A 439-nucleotide genomic window follows, 5' to 3' on the forward strand; every position below is an offset into this window, starting at 1 on the left:
TCCCCCGCAGCCTGGGGCAAACGGCGCGCAGGCCCAGTCGAAGGCGAACACGAAGAACTTCGGCTTCTCCCCGCAGATGGGCTTCACGGTCAACGTGAACGCCAACAGGCAGACCAACGGCGTGCCCGCACAGGGCGGCCGGGCTGGAGCCCAGGGCGGATCCGGTCAGTCGCTGCTCCCTGAGCCGGAATTCGCGTCCCCGGCCCAGGTCCGGAACTACTGCAACGCGGTCCGCGCGGCAATGTCGATGATGGCGTTCGAGCTGGCCATGGGCGCCGAGATCATGAAGGCCACCCTGGCCCAGGTCCCCGACCCCGAAGGCCGCGTCGGTGGCTCCCGCGTCCGTGCCTGGAAGGTCGCCCGCAAGCTCAGCAAGTCGGCGGATGCCGCCCTGGACGCGGCGAAGAACGCCGCAGCTACGTACGCCGCGTTCCAGCGG

1 protein-coding gene is annotated in these 439 nt (G+C 69.9%); it reads left to right on the forward strand.

What is annotated here, in order from left to right; all coding sequences use genetic code 11:
• On the forward strand, window positions 1-439 hold a 439-nt coding region (gene traA / locus G3I78_RS48575), incomplete at both ends, for a plasmid transfer protein TraA (protein WP_164437036.1).

It is taken from the genome of Streptomyces sp. SID13726, assembly GCF_010548375.1.
Classification (GTDB): domain Bacteria; phylum Actinomycetota; class Actinomycetes; order Streptomycetales; family Streptomycetaceae; genus Streptomyces.